Genomic DNA, 18,271 nt, shown 5'->3' with positions numbered 1-18,271 from the left:
GCCGCACGATGCCTGCCCCGCATAGCCGCTTCTATGAATCGCACGGCCTGCGGCTACATTATGCCGATTGGGGCAACGAGGGCGCGCCGCCGCTCATCCTGGTCCACGGCGGCCGCGATCATTGCCGCAGCTGGGATGTCATCGCCAAATCGCTGCAACCGCATTTTCACGTGGTCGCGCCCGATTTGCGCGGTCACGGCGATTCCGACTGGACCAAGGGCGGCAGCTACGCGCTGACCGAATATGTCTACGATCTCACCCGGCTCGTCGGCACCATCGCCGCATCCCGGGTAACTCTCATCGGCCATTCGATGGGCGGCATGGTGAGCCTGATCTTTTCGGGATCATTCCCCGAGCAGGTCGCAAAGCTCGTCGTGCTCGACGGCGTGACCATGCTGCCGGACGCGCCCAAACCGCCGGCGCATGAGCGCATAGGTAAATGGGTTGGCCAGCTCGACAGACTGCACGACCGCACGCCGCGCCGCTATTCGACCCTCGAAGATGCGGCCGCGCAGATGGTGCTTCACAACAAGCGGCTGTCCCGCGAGCTCGCGCTGCATCTTGCCACTCACGGCGCGCGGCGGAACGAGGACGGCACCTATAGCTGGAAGTTCGATCCCTACCAGCGCGCCAGCGCGCCACATCGGCTCTGGCCGGACGATCACGTCGCGCTGTGGTCGCGCATCGCCTGCCCGACGCTGCTGCTCAATGCGGACGAGAGCTTTCTGGCCGGCGCCAGGGCAGCGGGCCTGGAGCGCTACTTCCCGCAGGCGCGCATCGAGACCATCGCCGGGGCCGGGCACTGGCTGCAGCACGACAAGCCGCAAGAGGTGTTGGGCGAGATCCGGGGATTTCTTGGGCTTGCTGAGGACTCGTAGCCCGTATGAGCGAAGCGACATACGGGAAACTGCGAGCAAGAATCCCGGATGTCGCTTCGCTCATCCGGGCTACGGATCGTCTTCCGGGAGATACTTAGCTCAACGTCCCCGCATGCACCCACCAGCCGGGATGATCACGCCGGATTTTTTCGGCGGCGGCGTGCGCATCCGTGGGCGCGCCATAGATCGCAAAGCAGGTCGCACCCGAGCCGGACATGCGGGCGAGCTTGACGCCGGCGGTGTCGCGCAAGGCTTCCAGCACCTCACCGATCGCGGGCTCGATCCGCAGCGCAGGAGCTTCCAGATCGTTGGGGACGGCTTCGAGGACGCCGACCCAATCGGCAATCGACGCGCCCTCCTCCGGCCAGGCCGGAGCGGCGAGAACGGATGTGGCGCCCACCAGGAGCTCGCCGTTGCGCAGGCCCAACTCCCTGAACACATCCTTGGTGGCAACAGGCACGCGCGGATTGACCATCACGCAGGGCATGCTCGGCAGCGCCAAAGGCAACAACTGCTCGCCGACGCCGGTCATGTCGCAGGCGCGCGAGAACAGGCACACCGGCACGTCGGCGCCGGTCGCGAGCGCGACCTTCTGGAGCCTGATATCATCGAGCGACAGATCGTTGAGACGCACCAGCAGCCGCAGCGCCGCCGCGGCGTCGGCCGAGCCGCCGCCGATACCGGCCGCAACAGGCAGCACCTTGTCGAGCGCGAAGGCCCCGAGCTTCAGGTTCGGCACGGCTGCGGCCAGAAGCCTGGCGGCCTTGAGCACGAGATTGTCGGAGGTCTCGCCGCAGGCCGCAGCCAGCGGTCCGGTCGTGGCGAGCTTCAACTCGGCGCCCGGATCCAGCGTCAAACGATCGGCGCAGTCGGCGAAGGCGACCACGCTTTGGAGATCGTGATAGCCGTCCGTACGACGGCCGACGACGCGAAGGCTCAAATTGACCTTCGCCCGCCCTTCTTCAATCAACGCCGGCATCGGCGATCAGCCCCCAGAACTCACTCAGACTAGCCGCCCTTGTCGTCGTCTTTCTTCTTGTCCGCCTGCGCGGCTGAAGAGTTCGAATTGTCCTCGGCGGCGAGGCCGTTGGCGATCTTGGCCTCGATCTTCGGAAGCTCCTCCGGCTCGGGCTTGAGATCGCGGGCGTGGGCCCACTGGAATTTGGCTTCCAGCGTGCGGCCGACACGCCAATAGGCATCGCCGAGGTGATCGTTGATGGTGGGATCCTCGGGCTTGAGGTCGATCGCGCGCTCGAGGTTCTTCACCGCCTCTTCGTAATTGCCGATGCGGTAGTAAGCCCAGCCGAGCGAGTCGACGATGTAGCCGTCGTCGGGACGCTGCTCGACGGCGCGCTTGATCATCTTCATGCCCTCGTCGAGATTGACGCCCTGGTCGATCCAGGAATAGCCGAGATAGTTGAGGACATGCGGCTGGTCGGGCTGCAGCTCGAGCCGCCTTCTTCATGTCGGCTTCGGCCTTGGCCCATTCCTTGGAACGCTCCTCGCAGATGCCGCGATAATAGTACCAGACGCTGTTGGCCTTGTCGGCGCCGGGCGGCAGCACGTCGATGCCGCGCGAATAGGTCGCGCCGCAGTCGCCGAACCGCTTGCGGCCGCGCTCGATGTTGCCGAGCGCCATGATGGCTTCGAGATCCTTGGCATCTTCTGTCGTGACGCCCTTGAGAATCTTGATCGCCTCGTCGGTACGATCGGCGGAGTCGAGATCGATGGCGAGCTGGATCTGCGCGTTGCGCTTGAGCGGCGAGGTCGATGGCACGCGCTCGTAGACCTTGATCGCCATCTGCGGCCGTTTCACCGATTCATAGAGATCGGCGAGCGAGAGCAGCGCCAGCGGATGGGTCGGCTGGAGGTAGAGCGAGAGCTGGAGATAGACCAGCGCCAGATCCTCCCCGCCGCGGCGGGTCAGCGTCGCGCCGATGCCGTAGAGCGCCTCGGCGGCGCCCGCTTGCGCGGAATCGACCAGCGGCGGCATCTTCTTGCCGGCCTTGGTTTCGCGCAAGCCCTCCACGATCAGCGGATGACGGGCGAGCTTCTTGTCGAACGCCTGATAGACGGTGGTCGCGGCAGCCGAGTCCTTATTGCGCGACAGCCAGCGCGCATAGGCCTCGGTGACGCGCAGCATGGAATCGTCGAGCTTGTAGGCGCGCTCGAAGCGGGTGCCCGCGTCTTTCTCCTTGCCGGCAAGCTCGAGGATCAGGCCGGCGTGGAGATCCTTGAACAGCGGATACCATTCCGGACCGGCGAGCTTGTCGATGGTAGCGACACCGCCCTTGGCATCGCCCGCGCCATAGGCGGCCCAGCCGGACAGCAGCGTGGCGACGAGATCGGTGATCGGACCGCGGATCGACTGGTTGATGTTGGTCTGCGCGGCCGCGTACTTCTTGACCTTGAGATCATGCACGCCGACGACGAGGCGCGCGACACGGTTGGTCTTGTCAATGGTGAGGATGCGCTCGGCGAGCTTGACGGCTTCGTCGATGTCACCGTCCGCGACCGACGAGATGAAGGCGCGGTCGAGCAGCTCGTTGTTCTTCGGGTCGGTGCGAAGCGCCGAGCGGTAGAAGGCAGCGGCCGATGTCGCGTCGCGCTCGACGCTGGCGTGGCGGGCGGCGAGATAGCTGCCGGCGGTGGTGAGCGATTTCAGATCGTTTCGGCTCGGGAATTGCGCCGCCGTGTCGGACGGGTGGTCCGGCGTCTGCGCCAGGACCGCGCCGGGGACCGTCGCGATCGCTGTGCCCATCAGGGCGATGGCGGCAACAGTCCAGCGGTTGAAACGATTTGAGAACATCAGGGCTCGCCTTGAGTTGGTAGTGCCTGGGTTTGCAGCAGAAGGCCGTATCGCATGCGAACGCGGCCGGTGGCATCGGACCCGGAACCGTCGGGCCGACAATGCCGCTTTTGGCGCTTCGCCGCAAGGATTCGGGCCGGGCGATCCCCTCCGCACGCCCCAAATCCGCCAACAGAGCCCCAAGACGCCGCCAGTATGGCCGTATCGTGGCCGCGACGGGTAGCCGCAGCCGGGTCCTCACGCGAACGTGCGTCAGATCACCTTTTGTGACCGGGTCCGCTCTGACGTCGCTCCGATCTGCTCGTTCTTACATCGCCTCGTAGTTTGGACCGCCGCCACCCTCCGGGGGAACCCAGGTGATGTTACCGTTGGGGTCCTTCACGTCGCAGGTTTTGCAGTGGACGCAATTCTGGGCGTTGATCTGGTAGCGCGGGCTCGCGCCCTCCTCGACCCACTCATAGACGCCGGCCGGGCAATAGCGATTCGAGGGACCGGCGAAGACGTCGTGCTCGGATGTCTTCTGCAGGTTCATGTCTGCAACCCGGAGATGGACCGGCTGATCCTCTTCATGATTGGTGTTGGACATGAACACCGAGGACAGCTTGTCGAAGGAGATCTTGCCGTCCGGCTTCGGGTAGTTCTTCGGCGCGTGCTGCTTGGCCGGATCGAGCGTGGCGCGGTCAGGCTTGGCATGCGACTGCGTGCCGAACAGCGAGCCGCCGAACAGCGTGTTGCACCACATGTCGATGCCGCCAAGTGCGACGCCGAGCACGGTGCCGAACTTCGACCACAACGGCTTGACGTTGCGAACCAGGAACAGATCCTTGCCGACGGACGAGGAGCGCCAGGCGTTCTCGTAGTCGACGATCTCGTCATTGGCGCGATCGGCTTTAAGCGCCGCTGCGACATGTTCTGCCGCGAGCATGCCGGTGCCCATCGCGTTGTGCACGCCCTTGATGCGGGGCACGTTGACGAAGCCGGCCGCGCAGCCGACCAGCGCGCCGCCGGGGAACGTCAGCTTCGGCACGGACTGGTAACCGCCTTCGGTGATGGCGCGCGCACCATAAGCGAGCCGCTTGGCGCCCTCAAACGTGCCGCGGATCGAGGGGTGGGTCTTGAAGCGCTGGAACTCGTCGAACGGCGACAGATACGGGTCGTCGTAGTTCAAGTGCACGACGAAGCCGACCGCGACGAGATTGTCGTCGTAATGATAGAGGAACGAGCCGCCGCCGGTCTTCAGATCGAGCGGCCAGCCGAACGAATGCTGAATCATGCCCTTCTGATGCTTGGCGGGATCGATCTGCCAGACTTCCTTCAGGCCGATGCCGAACTTCGGCGGCTCCCGGTTGGAATCCAGCGCGAATTTGTTGATGAGCAGCTTGGTCAGGCTGCCGCGGGCGCCTTCCGCGAACAGCGTGTATTTGCCGAGCAGTTCCATGCCACGGGTAAAGGAGTCCTTCGGCTTGCCGTCGCGGCCGACGCCCATGTCGCCAGTGGCAATGCCCTTCACCGCGCCCTGCTCGTCATAGAGCACTTCGGCCGCGGCAAAGCCCGGATAGATCTCGACGCCAAGCGCTTCGGCTTTGGTGGCAAGCCAACGGCAGACCATGCCGAGTGAGCCGATGTAGCAGTGATGGTTGTCCATCAGCGGCGGCATCATGAAGCCCGGCAGCTTGATCGCGCCGCCGGCGGTCATCCAGTAGAAGCGGTCGTCCTTGACCTCAGTCTTCAGCGGGCAGTCGGAATCCTCGCGCCAGTCCGGGATCAGCTTGTCGAGCCCGACCGGATCGATCACGGCGCCGGAGAGAATGTGCGCGCCGACCTCGGAGCCCTTTTCCACGACGACGACGTTGAGATCGGCATTGATCTGCTTCAGCCGGATCGCCGCGGCCAGGCCCGAGGGGCCGGCGCCGACGATGACGACGTCGAATTCCATGGATTCGCGCGGGGGAAGTTCTTCGGTGCTCATCTGATCTCAGCCCTTGAGACGGTCCTTGGGTCGATTGCGCCCTCTTGTTTCCGATTTTTCCGGGTAGGACAACCACGGAAATGCATTTCGCTGGGATGCAAGACCCCTTAAACTGAACTAATAGTCAGACTTTCCCATGATGCCCGAACCCGCACCCACCGTCCGCGAGCTGCTCGCCTTCTATCTGGAGGCTGGAGTCGATTGCGCGCTCGCGGAGGAACCGATCGACCGCCTGGCGGAATTGGACGCTCCGCCTCCCGTCCCGCGCGCGGCACCGCCGGTCGAGGCGCCACGGCCTGTTGCCGCGCCTGCGGTGATGCGCGGCGAGGCCACACCCGCGCCCGACGTCGCGATTGCTTCGGCACGCGAGGCTGCGCGGACCGCGCCGACTCTGGAGGCGCTGCGCGAGCTGATGCAGGGTTTCGAGGGCTGCGCGCTGAAACACACCGCGACGCGGCTGGTGTTCGCCGACGGCAATCCGCAGGCGCGCATCATGTTCGTCGGCGAGGCGCCGGGCCGCGATGAAGACATCGAAGGGCTGCCCTTCGTCGGGCGCAGCGGCAAGCTGCTCGACCTCATGATCGGTGCGATCGGCCTCAACCGCTCCACGGCCTACATCGCCAACGTGATTCCATGGCGGCCACCGGGCAATCGCACACCGACGCCGCAGGAAACGCAAATCTGCCTGCCCTTCATCCAGCGTCAGATCGAACTGGTGAACCCGGATGTGCTGGTGACGCTGGGCAATCCCTCGACGCAGACATTGCTCTCGACCCGCGAAGGCATCATGCGCACCCGCGGCCGCTGGTTCGACTACGAGACGGGCGGGCGCACGATCCGCGCACTGCCGACGTTCCACCCGGCCTATCTGTTGCGCTCGCCATCCTACAAGCGGCTGGCCTGGCAGGATCTGCGGGCGATCGCGAAGGTGCTGGCGGGGTCGTAAGGGGCAGAATGCTCCCTCCCCGTCATTGCGAGGAGCGCAGCGACGAAGCAATCCAGACTATTTCCGTGGAAAGATTCTGGATTGCTTCGCTACGCTCGCAATGACGACGGAAAGAGTGTCAGCTCCCCTTCGGCCGCACGATGGCCCAGCCGACGCGCAAGAGTTGCTGGCGGCCGGTCACCAGCCATTCGAAGGCGCGCGGCACCTCGGGCACGATGCCGGGGAAGCGCGCGAGGATGTCCAGCGGCGGCGTGCCGGCTGTATCGGAGGCGCGCCAGACCACGACGCCGCCGGTCTCGCTGAACTTGGCCTGGTTGATCCACGGCGTGCGCGCGGGCTGGGCATCGATGAAGAGATGCGGGCGGCCGGAATGCAGCGTGATCAGGCTCGCAAGCTGGGTCTCGCCGGCGACCGCGCGCAGGCGATGGTTAGTGCGGCGGGCAAAGCTCTCGTCGAAGAAATCCGAGATCGCGCGGGCCGGCATCGAGGTCGCGATCTCGCCTGCGCCGGTCCATGGCAGGAACAGCACGGCAAGCACGACACCGGCGGCGGGCGCCGCGACGGCGGCGGCCCACACCATGCGCAGCATCCGCGCGCGGCGCATCGCGATGAGGTCGCCGGCCGCCACGACCACCGCCAGCCCGGACATGACCAGCACGACACCGGCGCCGCCGACGACGGAATCGAGCCCGAGCAGGCCCGAGATCAGCACCGCGCCGAGCGCTGGCGCCAGCGCGAAGAAGTAGACGAAGTTGCGCGCGAGCGGTTCGACCGGCGGGCGATAGATGATCGGCGCCTCCTCGCCCTTGGCGACGAACAGGCCGGTGTTGAGGAAGGTCAGCGCCGGGATCGCAGCGGCCCCGAGCACGAGGCCACCGAGCAACCATGCCACATGGATCGCGCGGGCGTTCAGCTCTGCGACCTCAGGCAGGGCCGGCAGGACGAGCGTCTCGGCCCGCATCAGCCAGACCGCATAGGGCAGCGCCAGCACGGCGACGACGATCAGGGCAAACAGCGGATCGAGCGCGCGCAGCGTGCGACGGCCGCCGGCGGTCGCAAGCGCGAAGACGACAATCAACAAGAGAAGGTAGATCGCCGCAGGCGCTGGTGAGCAGCAGGAGGCCGGCCTCGATCGACCAGGCAAACCAGGCATTGCCGCGGCGCTGGCCGATGATCTGCCAGGAATGCAGCAGCAGCAGCGCCCACAGCGGCCGCGCCAGCACCAGCGGGCCGAAGTCGAGTGCGGACGAAGAGAAGGCCAGCACCGTCATGGTCAAGAGCACGGCGAGCACCGCCTGCTGCGAGCCGACCACGGCGCGGGAGAGATGATAGAGCGCGATGAAGGTCGCGACCTCGCAGAGCTCGGCCAGCAGATAGACACCGAACATGTGGCCGCCGGCGGCGCGATAGGCGATGTCGGCCAGCCAGACCGGCAAGGGAGGCCCAAGATCCGTGCCGACCTGGTACTCGCGACCGAACGCCAGCAGCGTCGCGAGGCTGCCGGGCGGGCTGCGATAAAACACCAGCGCCACGAACAGCCACATCGCTGCCTGCAGCAGCACGGCGATCCACACGATCAGCCGCGGCCGGGCGCGAATGAGCTCGATGACCAGGGAGGTAAACCGCATGCAACGCCTGAAAGATGCAGCCAACCCGTCCAGCCGGCCCTATTCGCTCACGCCTGTTTTGATAAAGGGCGTGACGCGTCGTGGCAACGCCAGTCTGCTCTAGAGCCCGAGGGACGCATCGATTTCGGTGGCTGCTTCCACCTGCAGTTCGACCTCGGTGACGGCAAACAGGTCCCGCACCGGCTGGACGGTCCAGGGCATGTGCTTGGCGCGCGCGGCGGCGACGGGAGCAAAGAAGCTGCGGTGGTGGACGGTCGGGCCGAGGCGGTTCAGCGCGTCGAGATGGTCGGGAACGCCGTAACCCTTGTGCTGCTCGAAACCGTAGCCCGGGCAGTCCTGCGCCAGCGCACACATCAGCCGGTCGCGGGTCACCTTGGCGACGATTGAGGCCGCGGCGATCGACAGCACGATACCATCGCCGCCGATCACGGCCTCGCAATCGCATTCGGTGTCGAGCCGGTCGCGGCCGTCGACGAAGACATGCCTGGGCTGCTCGGGCAGCGCCACCACGGCGCGCTTCAGGGCCCATAGCGAGGCGCGCAGGATGTTGTCGCGGTCGATCCGGGCGCGCGAAGCGACGGCGACCGAGACCTGCGCGGTCGCGCAGATCCTGTCGAACAGCTTTTCGCGCTCCTCGGCCGAGAGCCGCTTGGAATCGTCGATACCGCGGGGGATGCGGTCGGGGTCGAGGATGACGGCCGCCGCCACCACGGGACCTGCCAGCGGCCCGCGGCCGGCCTCGTCGCAGCCCGCAATCGGCCACACGCCGCGCTTGATCAGCGCGCGCTCGCGGCGAAAGCTCGCCTTCGCGGGCGCGGCCCTCTTGCCGGCGTCCTTCTTTGGCGCGTCTTTGGCTGGCTTCCCGGCGGACTTGTCCCGAATCATGGCCGGGATCGTGCGCAAGAGGCGTTGCTTGCGCAACCGGGAACCCCGGACAATTCCCGCTATTCAGGCCAGCCTACTCCGCCAGATGCACCCGGCGATCCTCTCCCACCTCGATACCCGGCGCGACCACGACTTCCCAGGGATGGCCGTCGGGATCGGCAAAATAACCGGAATAGCCGCCATAGTCGGTCTCGTGCGCGGGCTTCAGCAGCGCAGCGCCCTTGCCAACGGCGAAGGCGAGCACCGTGTCGACCTCCTCGCGCGTGGCACAGTTCCAGGCCAGCGTCATGCCGCGGAAGGTCGTTGGCCTCGGCTCGTCCGGCGAGACGGCGTCCGCCGCGAGCTGATCCCAGGGAAACAGTGCGAGCACCGGACCGCCGGTGTCGAAGAAGGCAACGGCCTCGCCGGTCGCCTTCAGGCGGCGCGAGAAACCGAGCCCGTCGTAAAAGGCGATGCTGGCGCTGATGTCGCTCACGCCCAGCGTGATGACTGTGAGCCGCGGAACCGGGCCCGGAACGTCCTTACTCATGTTACGCCTCGTTTGCATTCGTACTAGAACAGGCTGAGCTGAGCGCCGTCAGGCTTCGGCCTCGCAAAGTGATCCGTCGTCAGCTTCGCACGGCGCTTGTTGAGTCCGAGCCTGTCGCAGGCGATCTCGAAGCGGCGGCCGATGGTCCAGGCCATCGGGCCGGTGCCCTTCATCCGCTCGCCCCATTTTGCGTCGTAGTCGCGGCCGCCACGCATGTCGCGGATCAGCGTGAAGACGTGGCGGTAGCGGTCCGGATAGTTCGCCATCAGCCATTCGCGGAAGAGATCGCGCACCTCCAGCGGCAGCCGCAGCAGTATGTAAGAGGCTTGCTTGACGCCGGCGTGGGCCGCCGCATCCAGAATGCGCTCCATCTCGGAATCGTTCAGCGCTGGGATCACGGGCGCGACCATGACGGTGGTGGGAATGCCGGCTTCCGAGAGCTGCTTCAGTGCTTCCAGCCGCTTCGACGGCGTCGACGCCCGCGGCTCCATCGTGCGCGCCAATTTCGGATCGAGTGAGGTCACCGATATAGCGACCTTGGCCAGGTTGCGCTTGGCCATACGCGACAAAATGTCGATGTCGCGCGTCACCAACGCCGATTTGGTGACGATGCCGACGGGATGGCCGGCGCGCTCCAGCACCTCCAGAATGCCGCGCATGATCTTTCGCTCGCGCTCGATCGGCTGATAGGGATCGGTGTTGGTGCCGATCGCGATCATCCGCGGCTCGTAGCCGGGTGCGGCCAGCTCCTTTTCGAGCAGCGCCGGCGCCTCCGGCTTGACGAACAGTTTCGACTCGAAGTCGAGCCCCGGCGACAGGCCGAGATAGGCATGAGTCGGACGCGCGAAGCAGTAGACGCAGCCGTGCTCACAGCCGCGATAGGGATTGATCGAGCGGTCGAAGCCGATGTCGGGCGACTCGTTGCGGGTGATCACCTTGCGCGAGGTGTCGACGGCCACCGAGGTCTTGAACGGCGGCAGCTCTTCCAGGCTCTGCCAGCCATCGTCGAAGGCGACCCGCGCCTCGGCCTCATAGCGGCCGCTGGCGTTGGATTGCGCGCCCCGCCCGCGCCTGCGCTGGCTGTCGATGGCGACAGCCAGTTCGGGGAAAGCGGCGGGAAAATCGGAAGGCGCACCCGCCGGCTCGGAGGGCGCCGTGACCGGCGGGTGCTTGAGGGCACGAGAGGATGCTCGACTCATGAAGCCAAGATAGCACGCAACTGGAACAAATCAAGAACAAGAACGAAAAGCTGGAAAACAACCCCATGCACAGTAGCCGCCTAAATTTCGGGCTCGGTCTTTTGACATCACGCAACACGCCCGTCACGGCCATCCCGTTTGATGGCGGACAGGGATCAATCGTGCCGGAACAAAGTTGGTGACGGTCGCTGGGGTGAAAGTCGGCAGAATATGAAAAATCAACAACAATCGGGCTTGGCGCACAGCGACCTCGATCTGCTCGATCGCTACTGGCGCGCCGCCAACTACCTCTCCGTCGGGCAGATCTATCTGCTCGATAACCCTCTGCTGCGCGAGCCCTTGCGGCCCGAGCATATCAAGCCGCGTTTGCTCGGCCATTGGGGCACGACCCCCGGTCTGAATTTCATCTACGCCCATCTCAACCGCGTCATCCGCGCGCTGGATCTGAGCGTGCTCTATGTCTGCGGTCCCGGCCATGGCGGCCCCGGCATGGTCGCCAACACCTATCTCGAAGGCAGCTACAGCGAGATCTACCCGAACATCGCGCGCGATACGGACGGATTGCGCAAGCTGTTCAGGCAGTTTTCCTTCCCCGGCGGCATTCCGAGCCATGCAGCGCCGGAAACGCCGGGCTCGATCCACGAGGGCGGCGAGCTCGGCTATGCGCTGGTGCACGCCTATGGCGCCGCGTTCGACAATCCCGACCTGATCGTCGCCTGCGTCGTCGGCGACGGCGAGGCCGAGACCGGCCCGCTGGCGGCGTCCTGGCACTCCAACAAGTTCCTCAATCCCGTGCACGACGGCGCGGTGCTGCCGATCCTGCACCTCAACGGCTACAAGATCGCCAACCCGACCGTGCTCGGGCGGATGCGCGACGAGGAGATCCGCGATCTCTTCCGCGGATTCGGCCACGAGCCACTGTTCGTCGAGGGCGACGATCCCAAGGTAATGCACCAGGCCATGGCGGATGCGTTCGACGTCGCGTTCGCCAGCATCCGCTCGATCCAGCAGCACGCCCGCGACGGCCGCAAGAGCGTCGAGCGACCACGCTGGCCGATGATCGTGCTGCGCAGCCCGAAGGGCTGGACAGGTCCGAAAGAGGTCGACGGCAAGAAGGTCGAGGGCTTCTGGCGGGCGCATCAGGTGCCGGTTGCAAGCTGTCGCGAGAATCCGGCGCATCTGAAGATTCTCGAAGACTGGATGCGCAGCTACGAGCCCGAAAAGCTGTTCGACGCGAGCGGCGCACTGATCCCCGAGCTTCAGGCGCTGGCGCCCGAGGGCAATCGCCGCATGGGCGCCAATCCGCACGCCAATGGCGGGCTGTTGAAGAAGGAACTGAAGCTGCCGGATTTCCGCAGCTTCGCGGTCGAGGTGCCGCAGCCCGGCAGTGTCACGGGAGAAGCAACGCGCGAGCTCGGCAAATTCCTGCGCGACGTCATTCGCCTCAATGCCGCCGAGCGCAATTTCCGCATCGTGGGTCCGGACGAGACGGCGTCAAACCGGCTCGACGCGGTGTTCGAGGAAACCGAGCGGGTCTGGATGGAGCCGATCGAACCCTACGACGTGCACCTCGCGCAGGACGGCCGCGTGATGGAGGTCCTCAGCGAGCATCTCTGCCAGGGCTGGCTCGAAGGCTACCTCCTCACCGGTCGCCACGGCTTCTTCTCGTGCTACGAGGCGTTCATCCACATCGTGGATTCCATGTTCAACCAGCACGCCAAATGGCTCAAGGTGACGCGGCATCTGCCTTGGCGGCGCCCGATCGCCTCACTGAACTATCTCCTGACCTCGCATGTCTGGCGACAGGACCACAACGGCTTCAGCCATCAGGACCCCGGCTTCGTCGATCTCGTCGCCAACAAGAAGGCCGATATCGTCCGCATCTATTTCCCGCCGGATGCCAACACGCTGCTCTGGATCGCCGATCACTGCCTGCGCACCTACAACCGCATCAACGTGATCGTCGCCGGCAAGCAGCCGGCGCCGCAATGGCTGTCGATGCAGGACGCCTCCACGCATTGCGATGCCGGCATCGGCATCTGGAGCTGGGCCGGCAACGAGGACGCGGGCAGCGAACCCGATGTGGTGATGGCCTGCGCCGGCGACGTGCCGACACTGGAGACGCTCGCCGCCGTCGATCTCTTGCGCAAGGCGTTGCCCGATCTGAAAATCCGCGTCGTCAACGTCGTCGACCTCACGACGCTGCAGCCGAAGGAGCAGCATCCGCATGGGCTCAGCGATCGCGACTTCGACGGCCTGTTCACGTCAGACAAGCCGGTGATCTTCGCCTATCACGGCTATCCCCATCTGATTCACCGGTTGACCTATAATCGAACCAACCATGCCGGCCTGCACGTGCGCGGCTTCATCGAAGAAGGCACCACGACCACGCCGTTCGACATGGTGGTGCTCAACGAGCTCGACCGCTATCACCTCGCGATCGAGGCGATCGAACGCGTGCCGGGCCTTGCGGTCAAAGCCGCGGCTGTGAAGCAGCAGTTCCGCGACGCGCTGATCGAACATTCGCGCTACATTCGCGAGCATGGCGAGGACATGCCTGAGATCCGCGACTGGGCCTGGCCGGGCAAGACGGGCTGACATCATGCCGGCATCGGCCTCAGTCCTCGTCCTCAATTCGGGATCGTCGAGCATCAAGTTCGGCCTGTTCGACATCTCGGCGGCCGAGCCTGTCCTGCTCTGCAGCGGCCTGCTCGACGAGCACGAGGCCAGGCCCCGGCTCGTCGTGAAAGACCCCGCCGGCGAAGACCTGTTCGAGACGCGGAGAGAGGCGTCGGATGCGGACAGCGGTCATCTGTTCGCCGACGTGCTAGGTTTCATCGAGGACCATTTCGGCAAAGGCCGGTTGGGTGCCGTCGGCCATCGCATCGTTCATGGCGGGCCGGATTATTCCGGTCCGGTCGAATTGACGGAAGAGGTCACCGCGAAGCTGGAGGCGCTGACGCCGTTGGCGCCGTTGCATCAGCCCCGCTGCCTCGCGCCGGTCCGCACCATCAGGGCGATCCAACCCGCTCTGACGCAGATCGCCTGTTTCGATACCGCCTTTCACCACGGCCTCGCGCCGCCCGCGAGCAGCTTTGCCATCCCGCGGCGCTTCGAGGCGCGCGGCGTCCGGCGCTACGGCTTTCATGGGCTGTCGTTCGAATATGTCGCGGGCCGTCTCGCCGAAATCGCGCCGAACCTCGCAGCCAGGCGCACGGTCGTCGCGCATCTCGGCAATGGCGCGAGCCTGTGCGCGCTGCGCGATGGCCGCAGCGTCGACACCACGATGGGATTGACGCCGCTCGACGGCCTCGTGATGGGCACCCGCTGCGGCGCGATCGATCCCGGCGTGTTGCTCTATCTGCAACAGCACGAAAAGATGTCCGTCGAGGCGGTGCAGCACCTGCTCTATCACGAGTCCGGCCTGCTCGGCGTATCCGGGCTCTCCTCCGACATGCGCACGCTACTCGCAAGCCGCGATCCCGCCGCGCACGAGGCGATCGATCTCTTCACCTTCCGCGCGGCGCAGGAGGTCGCGGTGATGGCGAACACGCTCCAGGGGCTGGACTGCCTCGTGTTCACCGGCGGCATCGGCGAGCATGCGAAGGAGATCCGCAGCGCGATCGGCGAGCGGCTCGCCTGGCTCGGCGTGCGCATCGATCCCGTCGCCAACGACACGGCGCGCGAGCGCATCAACAGCAGCGACAGCTCTGTGGAGACGTTCGTCATTCCGACGAATGAGGAACTGACGATCGCGCGGCATTGCAAGACGGTGCTGAACGCAGAATGAAATGGGCGGCCGCACTGCAATGCGCAGCCCGCTCTTAATGCATCCCCGCAAGAATCTGAAAACAGCCGATCGCCACCTCGATCACGATCAGAACCACCACCGCGATCTCGAGGCGCAGCGAGCGCTGGGTGTCGATGATGTCGGTCAGTGCGTTGGCGGTCTCCGACACCGCGGTGAGCTTGCGCTCGAGCCGTGTCGAGACGCTCTTTCAGTTCGTACTCGTCTTCGAGACGGGCATAGAGCCGGTCGAGCTCGGGCTTCTCCCAGAGCACGTCGGGTTTCTCGGCCACCGCAACGCGGCCCGCGACGCGCTGCTGCACCAGAAGCGCGTTGCCGATCAGTTGCAGGATTCCCTTGCGGCGGCGCGGCGTGCGGCCGTGCTCCGCGAGTTCGCGGGCAAAGGGCTCGATCACGTCGAAGACCGCGGCGACGCGCCGCTCGTCGCGGGCGAGCGAGGTGCTCTTGGCGAGCGCGTCCGCAACGATCAGCAGCCGATCGTCGGAAAATTTGGCAAGGCAGATCGGCCCGCCCGGCTGGATCACCTCGGCGCTTTCATCCTTGCAGAGCTGCGCCTGGGCGATCTCTTCCTCATAGGGGCTGAGTTCGCCGGTCACGCGGGACTTCAGGCTGTCGACCAGAACCTTCTCTTCGGAAGGAAGCAGGCCGATCAGCACCACGACGCCGTAGCGGAAGATGACGGCGAGTCCGGCATGGACGCGAAAGGCGGCGGGCGTCGAGGAGACAGGCGCACCGATCTCGAGCCCGGAGGGATTGATGCGTTCACCCAGCATCACGGCGCGGATCCGCAACGTCGGCGCGGCATCCGGCTTCGGGGGCGTCGACGTCAGGCTGACAGCAAGTCGATCGGCGTTCATGCGAAGCTCTCGTCAGCAACACGCATTGCAGGATTTTCCCATTTCCGGCCTTCGTCCCGCTCGCATGCTCTTCTTGCAGGATTGCGATCTGCCTGCATGTCGCGCAATATAGGAACGAAATTCCGGGTTAAGATCATTAAGGCGGGGCTTACGCCGAAATATTCGGCAACATTGCCACCCCGCGCGGGACATATTCGGATGCGATTGCTCCGGCAGTTTACCATTGCTCCCCGAAGCGCGGCCGAAAAGTTGCACTCGGCCAAGCCGCGGGTTTATGACAACATCATAACAAGCTACGCTTCTCCCGAAGTGCAGACACCGAAGCCTCAAATATGCTGAGCGTCATCATACCGACCGAAGGCGTCGAGCAAACGGCGGTCGCCACCCTGGCGGCGCTGGTCCCCGGTGCCGCGGCCGGCATCATCCGGGAAGTGCTTTTGATCGACGGCACCCGCAACGGCGTCATCGAGCGCGTTGCCGACGTCGCGGGCTGCCGTTTCGTCGGCTTCGAGGGCTCCTCGCAGGGCGCGGCGCTGGCCGCCGGCGCGCTCCAGGCCCGCTCGCCCTGGCTGATGTTCCTGCCCGCCGGCGCGGTGCTGGAAACCGGCTGGATCGAGGAGACCACACAGTTCATCCAGGCGGTCTCCACCAGTGGCCGGGACCGTGCCGCGGTGTTCCGCTATGCGCGCTCTCCTTACGCCGATACCGGATTCCGCGACATGCTCCGCGCCGTCGTGCGCAAGCTGGTTGGTCCGCTGGGCGATCAGGGACTTTTGATCGCGCGTGACCATTACGACCGGATCGGCGGCTACCCGCCCCAGGCCCGCCGTTCCGAGGCACGGCTGCTGCGGCGGCTCGGCCGCTCCTCCCGCACCATGCTCCGCAGCCGGATCGTCATGGTCGGGTGAGGCCACACGATACTTGCCAACGTCAAATAATTATTTGACTATGGCAAATATCGAGGTGAAGCATGCCGACCAACGGGACCGACGACCACATCGCAGCGGTGCGCGCCTTCAACCGCTTTTATACCCGCAAGCTTGGCGTGCTCGACCAGCATCTCGGCAAGAGTCCGTTTTCGCTCAGCGAAGCCCGCGTGCTCTACGAACTCGCGCATCGCGACGACCTTGCGGCAAAAGAGATCGGAAACGAGCTTGGTCTTGATCCCGGCTATCTCAGCCGCATCGTCCAAAGCTTCGACGAGAAGGGACTGATCACGCGAAGGCCGCTGCCCGCAGACCGCCGGCAATACCAGCTCAGCCTCACCGCCAAGGGGCGCCAGACCTTCGCCAAGCTGAACCTCGGCTCGCAAAACGAGGTCGCCGCAATGCTGGCTCCGCTTTCGGCCGGAGATGCAACGCGGCTCACGCAAGCCATGGCAACCATCGAGGACGTGCTGGAGCCGCGTCGGAGCCAGCCCGCAGCGTTCATGCTGCGCAGCCACCGCATCGGCGACATGGGCTGGGTCATCTCGCGGCAGGCCTCCGCCTATGCCGCGGATTACAACTGGGACATCAGCTACGAGTCGCTCGTCGCCGAAATCTGCGCACATTTCATCAGGAACTACGACCCTGCGCGTGAGCACTGCTGGATCGCGGAAGCCGGCGGCGAGCCGATCGGCTCGATCTTTCTGGTCAAGGCCACGGACGAGATCGCCAAGCTCCGCCTGCTGCAGGTCGAGAAGAAAGCGCGCGGGCTCGGTGTCGGCCGCGCGCTGGTCGAGCAATGCATCCAGGGCGCTCGCGAACGAGGCTACAGCAGGATGACGCTGTGGACCCAGAGCATCCTGGTCGCCGCACGCGGCATCTATCAAAGAGCGGGCTTCAGGCTGGTCGCCACTGAGCCGCATCACAGCTTCGGGCAAGATTTGGTGGGCGAGACCTGGGAGCGGGATCTGTGATGATCTCGCAGCGGGCGCGATGCGCATGAATGTGCCCTCGCCCCTTGCGGGAGAGGGCAGCGAAGCTGGTCGACGCGGGTTCAGTTGGGTGAGGGGTATGTCTCCGCGAACATCCGTGCAAGTGGATAGATACCCCTCATCCGGCGCTTCGCGCCACCTTCCCCTGCAAGGGGGAAGGGAAGTAAGCAAGCAACTACACCGTCGCGCCCTGTGCCTTGGGCCTGCGCAGATGTTCGTCCAGCCGCGGCATGATCTCGACGAAATTGCAGGGACGCGTGCGGTAGTCGAGCTGGGGTTTGAGGATGCCGTCCCAGCCGTCGCGACAGGCGCCGGGCGAACCGGGCAGGCAGAAGATGTAGGTCGCGCCCGCAACGCCCGCGGTCGCGCGGCTCTGGATCGTCGACGTTCCGATCTTGGCGTGGCTCATCATGTGGAAGGCGATTGAAAAGCCGTCCATGCGCTTCTCGAACAAGGGCTCGATCGCCTCCGGCGTGACATCGCGCCCGGTGAAGCCGGTGCCGCCGGTGGTGATGACGACGTCGATGCCGGCATCCGCGATCCAGCGGCGGATCACGGCCCGGATCGCCTCGACATCGTCGGTGACGATCTCGCGCGCGGCAAGATGATGGCCCGCCTCGGTGAGGCGATCGGCCAGCGTCTGACCGGACTTGTCATCGGCAAGCGCGCGCGTGTCGGAGACGGTGAGCACCGCGATGTTGAGCGGGATGAACTGCTTCGTTTCGTCGATGGACATCGCGACTTCACTCCTGCTTCCCCAGCCCACGCCGTCATCCCTGAGGAGCGCGCGCAAGCGCGCCTCGAAGGATGGGCTACGGGCTCGTCATCCTTCGAGGCTCGTCAAG

12 protein-coding genes and 3 pseudogenes are annotated in these 18,271 nt (G+C 65.4%); 6 read left to right on the top strand and 9 right to left on the bottom strand.

Annotation, left to right across the window (positions count from 1 at the left end):
• Positions 1 to 8 precede the first annotated feature (8 nt).
• Positions 9 to 878, top strand: a complete 870-nt coding sequence (locus tag ACQ86E_RS22170; RefSeq protein WP_431201802.1) for an alpha/beta fold hydrolase — start codon at positions 9 to 11, stop codon at positions 876 to 878.
• 94 nt (positions 879 to 972) lie between these two features.
• Here the strand turns inward: ACQ86E_RS22170 and ACQ86E_RS22165 are convergent, their stop codons facing one another.
• The 3 genes and pseudogenes from ACQ86E_RS22165 to ACQ86E_RS22155 all read right to left on the bottom strand — a co-directional run bounded on the left by ACQ86E_RS22165 (position 973) and on the right by ACQ86E_RS22155 (position 5,656).
• A complete protein-coding gene (locus ACQ86E_RS22165; RefSeq protein ID WP_431201801.1) occupies positions 973 to 1,857 on the bottom strand; it encodes a 4-(cytidine 5'-diphospho)-2-C-methyl-D-erythritol kinase in 885 nt (294 codons plus the stop codon).
• Between the two features lie 29 nt (positions 1,858 to 1,886).
• Positions 1,887 to 3,687: pseudogene (locus ACQ86E_RS22160) on the bottom strand (tetratricopeptide repeat protein).
• A 307-nt stretch (positions 3,688 to 3,994) separates the two neighbouring features.
• On the bottom strand, positions 3,995 to 5,656 hold the full coding sequence (locus ACQ86E_RS22155; RefSeq protein ID WP_431201800.1) for an electron transfer flavoprotein-ubiquinone oxidoreductase: 1,662 nt from the start codon (positions 5,654 to 5,656) through the stop codon (positions 3,995 to 3,997).
• A 136-nt stretch (positions 5,657 to 5,792) separates the two neighbouring features.
• Between ACQ86E_RS22155 and ACQ86E_RS22150 the strand changes: the two genes are divergently transcribed.
• Entirely contained in the window at positions 5,793 to 6,602 is an 810-nt protein-coding gene (locus ACQ86E_RS22150; protein ID WP_431201799.1) for a uracil-DNA glycosylase, read from the top strand.
• Positions 6,603 to 6,720: 118 nt separating this feature from the next.
• Here the strand turns inward: ACQ86E_RS22150 and ACQ86E_RS22145 are convergent.
• The 4 genes and pseudogenes from ACQ86E_RS22145 to ACQ86E_RS22130 all read right to left on the bottom strand — a co-directional run bounded on the left by ACQ86E_RS22145 (position 6,721) and on the right by ACQ86E_RS22130 (position 10,843).
• A pseudogene (locus ACQ86E_RS22145) lies at positions 6,721 to 8,230 on the bottom strand (glycosyltransferase family 39 protein).
• 99 nt (positions 8,231 to 8,329) lie between these two features.
• Positions 8,330 to 9,115: a ribonuclease HII gene (locus ACQ86E_RS22140; RefSeq protein WP_431201798.1), complete on the bottom strand. Its 786-nt coding sequence runs from the start codon at positions 9,113 to 9,115 to the stop codon at positions 8,330 to 8,332.
• 73 nt (positions 9,116 to 9,188) lie between these two features.
• The gene (locus tag ACQ86E_RS22135; protein WP_431201797.1) at positions 9,189 to 9,644 is read right to left on the bottom strand and encodes a VOC family protein; all 456 of its coding nucleotides are present in this window, start codon (positions 9,642 to 9,644) and stop codon (positions 9,189 to 9,191) included.
• A 23-nt stretch (positions 9,645 to 9,667) separates the two neighbouring features.
• A complete protein-coding gene (locus ACQ86E_RS22130) occupies positions 9,668 to 10,843 on the bottom strand; it encodes a PA0069 family radical SAM protein (protein WP_431201796.1) in 1,176 nt (391 codons plus the stop codon).
• Between the two features lie 210 nt (positions 10,844 to 11,053).
• On the opposite strand from ACQ86E_RS22130, the gene ACQ86E_RS22125 reads away from it, so the two are divergent.
• Both ACQ86E_RS22125 and ACQ86E_RS22120 read left to right on the top strand, forming a co-directional pair.
• Positions 11,054 to 13,441, top strand: coding sequence for a phosphoketolase family protein (locus ACQ86E_RS22125; RefSeq protein WP_431201795.1), 2,388 nt, complete (start codon positions 11,054 to 11,056; stop codon positions 13,439 to 13,441).
• 4 nt (positions 13,442 to 13,445) lie between these two features.
• The gene (locus ACQ86E_RS22120) at positions 13,446 to 14,633 is read left to right on the top strand and encodes an acetate/propionate family kinase (protein ID WP_431201794.1); all 1,188 of its coding nucleotides are present in this window, start codon (positions 13,446 to 13,448) and stop codon (positions 14,631 to 14,633) included.
• Positions 14,634 to 14,667: 34 nt separating this feature from the next.
• Here the strand turns inward: ACQ86E_RS22120 and ACQ86E_RS22115 are convergent.
• A pseudogene (locus ACQ86E_RS22115) lies at positions 14,668 to 15,508 on the bottom strand (RMD1 family protein).
• Between the two features lie 332 nt (positions 15,509 to 15,840).
• Between ACQ86E_RS22115 and ACQ86E_RS22110 the strand changes: the two are divergent.
• Together ACQ86E_RS22110 and ACQ86E_RS22105 are read left to right on the top strand one after the other, a co-directional pair.
• Positions 15,841 to 16,416 (top strand): glycosyl transferase, encoded by a 576-nt coding sequence (locus tag ACQ86E_RS22110; protein ID WP_151643269.1) that lies wholly within the window; start codon positions 15,841 to 15,843, stop codon positions 16,414 to 16,416.
• 62 nt (positions 16,417 to 16,478) lie between these two features.
• Positions 16,479 to 17,408 carry a bifunctional helix-turn-helix transcriptional regulator/GNAT family N-acetyltransferase gene (locus ACQ86E_RS22105; protein WP_431201793.1) on the top strand — a complete coding sequence of 310 codons (930 nt, stop codon included), beginning with the start codon at positions 16,479 to 16,481 and terminating at the stop codon, positions 17,406 to 17,408.
• Between the two features lie 193 nt (positions 17,409 to 17,601).
• Here the strand turns inward: ACQ86E_RS22105 and moaB are convergent, their stop codons facing one another.
• Positions 17,602 to 18,162, bottom strand: a complete 561-nt coding sequence (moaB, locus tag ACQ86E_RS22100; protein WP_431201792.1) for a molybdenum cofactor biosynthesis protein B — start codon at positions 18,160 to 18,162, stop codon at positions 17,602 to 17,604.
• Positions 18,163 to 18,271: the final 109 nt, after the last annotated feature.

Origin of the sequence: Bradyrhizobium betae, assembly GCF_050632175.1 — a bacterium.
Taxonomy (GTDB): Bacteria; Pseudomonadota; Alphaproteobacteria; order Rhizobiales; family Xanthobacteraceae; genus Bradyrhizobium; species Bradyrhizobium betae_B.
The sequence above is the reverse complement of the archived record's forward strand: the minus strand, read 5'-3'. Positions and strand labels throughout refer to the sequence as shown.

What these genes read in the sequence shown, in the direction of transcription:
- ACQ86E_RS22170 (WP_431201802.1), top strand. Translation starts at nt 9, where the DNA reads ATGCCTGCCCCGCATAGCCGCTTCTATGAATCGCACGGCCTGCGGCTA.
- ACQ86E_RS22165 (WP_431201801.1), bottom strand. Translation starts at nt 1,857, where the DNA reads ATGCCGGCGTTGATTGAAGAAGGGCGGGCGAAGGTCAATTTGAGCCTT.
- ACQ86E_RS22155 (WP_431201800.1), bottom strand. Translation starts at nt 5,656, where the DNA reads ATGAGCACCGAAGAACTTCCCCCGCGCGAATCCATGGAATTCGACGTC.
- ACQ86E_RS22150 (WP_431201799.1), top strand. Translation starts at nt 5,793, where the DNA reads ATGATGCCCGAACCCGCACCCACCGTCCGCGAGCTGCTCGCCTTCTAT.
- ACQ86E_RS22140 (WP_431201798.1), bottom strand. Translation starts at nt 9,115, where the DNA reads ATGATTCGGGACAAGTCCGCCGGGAAGCCAGCCAAAGACGCGCCAAAG.
- ACQ86E_RS22135 (WP_431201797.1), bottom strand. Translation starts at nt 9,644, where the DNA reads ATGAGTAAGGACGTTCCGGGCCCGGTTCCGCGGCTCACAGTCATCACG.
- ACQ86E_RS22130 (WP_431201796.1), bottom strand. Translation starts at nt 10,843, where the DNA reads ATGAGTCGAGCATCCTCTCGTGCCCTCAAGCACCCGCCGGTCACGGCG.
- ACQ86E_RS22125 (WP_431201795.1), top strand. Translation starts at nt 11,054, where the DNA reads ATGAAAAATCAACAACAATCGGGCTTGGCGCACAGCGACCTCGATCTG.
- ACQ86E_RS22120 (WP_431201794.1), top strand. Translation starts at nt 13,446, where the DNA reads ATGCCGGCATCGGCCTCAGTCCTCGTCCTCAATTCGGGATCGTCGAGC.
- ACQ86E_RS22110 (WP_151643269.1), top strand. Translation starts at nt 15,841, where the DNA reads ATGCTGAGCGTCATCATACCGACCGAAGGCGTCGAGCAAACGGCGGTC.
- ACQ86E_RS22105 (WP_431201793.1), top strand. Translation starts at nt 16,479, where the DNA reads ATGCCGACCAACGGGACCGACGACCACATCGCAGCGGTGCGCGCCTTC.
- moaB (WP_431201792.1), bottom strand. Translation starts at nt 18,162, where the DNA reads ATGTCCATCGACGAAACGAAGCAGTTCATCCCGCTCAACATCGCGGTG.